The 3,092-nt window shown below is 64.8% G+C and carries 2 protein-coding genes; both read right to left on the minus strand.

What is annotated here, in order from left to right; translation table 11 throughout:
- On the minus strand, nucleotides 1–662 hold a 662-nt coding region (locus H7007_RS00845), incomplete at its 3' end, for a 2-hydroxyacyl-CoA dehydratase family protein (protein ID WP_287152592.1).
- A 5-nt stretch (nucleotides 663–667) separates the two neighbouring features.
- Nucleotides 668–2,122, minus strand: a complete 1,455-nt coding sequence (locus tag H7007_RS00850) for a hypothetical protein (RefSeq protein ID WP_287152593.1) — start codon at nucleotides 2,120–2,122, stop codon at nucleotides 668–670.
- Nucleotides 2,123–3,092: the final 970 nt, after the last annotated feature.

Consider the following 3,092-nt stretch of genomic DNA (forward strand, 5'->3'; position numbering starts at 1 on the left):
GGGGCGCCCCGCCTCTCCTCGATGAAGGAGGAGAGGAGCTCGGCGAAGTCCCTTCCGGTCATGCGCGAGCCGGCCAGCTCCAGGGCCAGGGCCTCGCTCCCCGTCACCCTGGGTTCCGGGAGCTCCCGCAGCTCGCAGAGCTCGCGCCACTTCTCCCGCACCAGGTTCCAGTCCTGCATGGACCGCCGCAGGGAATCATCGTCCGCTTGGGCCGAGAAGTGCGAGGCCAGGTGCTGGCGCAGGAGCTCCAGCTCTCCCCGGAAGTACTCCAGGGAGTCGTCGCGGAAGAAGTGGGGGACCTTCAGGTAGTGGAAGAAGGGCAGGTTCTTGTTGTGCTGCCAGTTCTCGAACATGGCCCGCAGGTGGTCGCATCCGTTGGTCTCGATGAGCCCGTCCAGGAAATCATAGGTGCCGTCCAGGGCCAGCTGCAGGCAGGAGCGGCAAAAGGAGCAGTTGAAGAGGGACATCTCCCCGTCGGCCATGTCGGTCCGGGGGTTACCCAGGGCCTTGATGCGGTAGGGGAGCAGGCCAGCGGCCTCGATGAGCTCCACGGGGGTGGCGAGGCATGAGTAGCCCACCACCCCTCCGCCTTTCTCCTTCCACCCCCGTACGTAGGGGTCGTATATCTCTCGTATTTCCAGCGCGGTCCCTGAAACGGCCATCTCTATCACCTCCTACGGCCTCTCCTGCCGGCGCGCAGGCTGGACAGGTAACCACGAAAGCCTTGGTAAATAATGGTTATTAAGCCTTTGGCCATCAATCTCGCCGTTTCGGGTCGGGCGGCGAGGGTCTCCCGTAGGCGGGTGCCCGATTGGCGTAAGAGGCTCTCCAACTCCGAACGGTCGAGCGAATCCAGCAGGGCGGCCGCGTAACCCTCGCCGGCCGGGACTTCCCGAAGGCGGCGGTTCACGGCCCGCAGTAGGTCGTTGACCCTCTTTGCGACCTCCCGCGGGCCGAACCGCCCCAGCGTCTCAGCGCGCAGGGGTTCCACTACCTCCCGCCAGGGGAAGGTGGGGTGTCCCTCCGCCGCTGCGGGCCGGCCTGATTCTCCTGCAAGGCGGGCGCCTCGCAGGAGCGAGGCCAGGGAGCGCGAAAGCCGTGTGAGTTCCTCCACGTCCAGGTTTCGGGCGAAGGCTTCTCGCATCCTGGACCGCACTTCCATGGGGGTGGCGGAATAGCTTTCCACGAGCCCGGCGAGGGCGCGGAGGGAGGAGGTGGCCAGAGAGGCGGCGGCCTCCAGCAGGGAGGAGGCCAGGTCGGCGTCCCTCAGCGCCTGTTCGACCAGTGAGGTGAGCAGGGCCTCGCCTTCCTCCCCCAGGGCGGCCAGGGCCTCGGCCAGGAGCGGACCGTCGATACCCTCGGCGAGGTCGGAGGCGATTCGGGAGAAGGGGGCCGTGGAGTAGAGGCTCCCGTCACCCAGGATGTAGCTCCCGCGGTGGAGGTTGACCAGGAAGGCGGCCGCTCCGTTTATAACCTCCGCGGCCTCCTTCCAGTCCACCTCCTCCAGGATGTTGAAGAGGGCGTAGGTCATGGCCTCGGCGGGAAGGTCCAATACCTTGAAGAGGGTCTTCAGCACCTGCAGTGCCTGGTTCGCCGCCGGGGCCGCCACGCTGAAGAGGTTCACCAGGGCCACGGGGTTGTCCCCCAGGACCTCGATCTCGCGCCGCAGCCCCTCCAGGCGGTCCTCCGCCCGGTAGCTGAGGACCTTGCGCAGCTTCCCGAAGTCCACCGCTTGAGTGGCCCGCGAGAAGAAATCCACCTGTTCCTCCACCAGCAGCTCCGGGCGCTCCTCGTGCAGGCGGATGAGCAGGCGGGAGAAAGAGTTGATGAGCTCTCCGAGGAGGCTCCCGTCGGCGCCCGGCAGGGCGCGAGCCAGGATGCCCGCCGCCCTCTCCGGGGGGAGGCTCTCCATCCTCTCCAGAACCGCACGGGCCGCCTCCAGGAGGGCCTGGGACAGGACGGGAAGGGACTCCAGGAGGGCCTCGGATAGACGCCCGTCACCGTCCAGGAGCTCCCGCGCCAGCTCCCGCGGGTCCCTCTTCCTGATGGTCTCCAGGATGTTCACCAGTCCGCTTCGTAAAGCTTCCACCCCGACCGTTTTCCCCTCTCCGACGGCACCCATGCTCACCACCTCACATGAAACGTCTCGCTACGCCTTCCCTCAGCTTCCTCCTCAAGCCCACCTCGCATGACAATTTTGCAAGGCTGTGAAACGGGATCCGACACCTTGTGCTCCCATGCCCGTCGTCCAAAGTCGCGGTCCTCCGCCCCTACCTTGCGGTTCCCGTCCATGTCAGGGTTTCCCCTAGGCCCTTATACCCTTAACCTTAACCCTCCTCCCAAGCTATCCCCGGTTCTTCCTGACCATTCCCGAGTCCTCGGCCACGCCGGAAAGCTGCTTTCCCTGTCCCACCGGGCTCGCCTTGCGGACGATGTTTCCTCCACCCCGGGAAAGATTGGAAAGCATACCTTTTTGTCTAGGCCCCGAGCTCGCCATCCCCAAAGGTTTTCTCTTCCCCGTGCCCGCCGCATGACACGTTTTCCATGCCTGTTCCTCTCCTCGGACACCCTCTGGGAGCCCCGGCGGACCGCCGCGTCGGTCGCTCCCATATCGCCCGGTCTCCGCGTGCCCCTGACAGGGGAGGCGCCCTTCCGGAGATGGCGCCGAGGGCTGGAAGTGGCCGCTTTCGCCCCCCGCTTTCCGGGAGCCGTGGAGCGTATTTCTTTCGTCGCCGGGAGATCGTTTCTCGTTCGATGGTTGTCGTGTATGCCGCATGCGATATGCGTGCTCTAAGGCGTTGTTCTCTCCCTTCCCGAGGTCGGCGGTGGTAGACAGCCGGAAGATACGTGGTTTTGAAAATCTGCTCGATGTGGGTATGGACGTTGCAGCGAATGAGCTTCGTGTAAGTGTAGTGGATTGCTACCGCATTTTTTCTCTTCACGCGGTTCAGGGACAGCCAGCGCTTTCGTTTTCGGCCGCCTCGGGAAGCGACACCCGACTTCCCGTTTCTTGTGACTTTAGGGCAACACCACCTTTCCGTGCCGAGATTCCACCCGGTATGTTACTTGCTCGCTTTCCAGGGCGCGGTTCC

Source organism: Candidatus Solincola tengchongensis (genome assembly GCF_015711935.1).
Lineage (GTDB): Bacteria > Actinomycetota > Geothermincolia > Geothermincolales > RBG-13-55-18 > Solincola_A > Solincola_A tengchongensis.

Bases quoted from the DNA above. Each gene is read 5' to 3' on its own strand.
- H7007_RS00850 (WP_287152593.1), bottom strand. From the start codon at position 2,122: ATGGGTGCCGTCGGAGAGGGGAAAACGGTCGGGGTGGAAGCTTTACGA.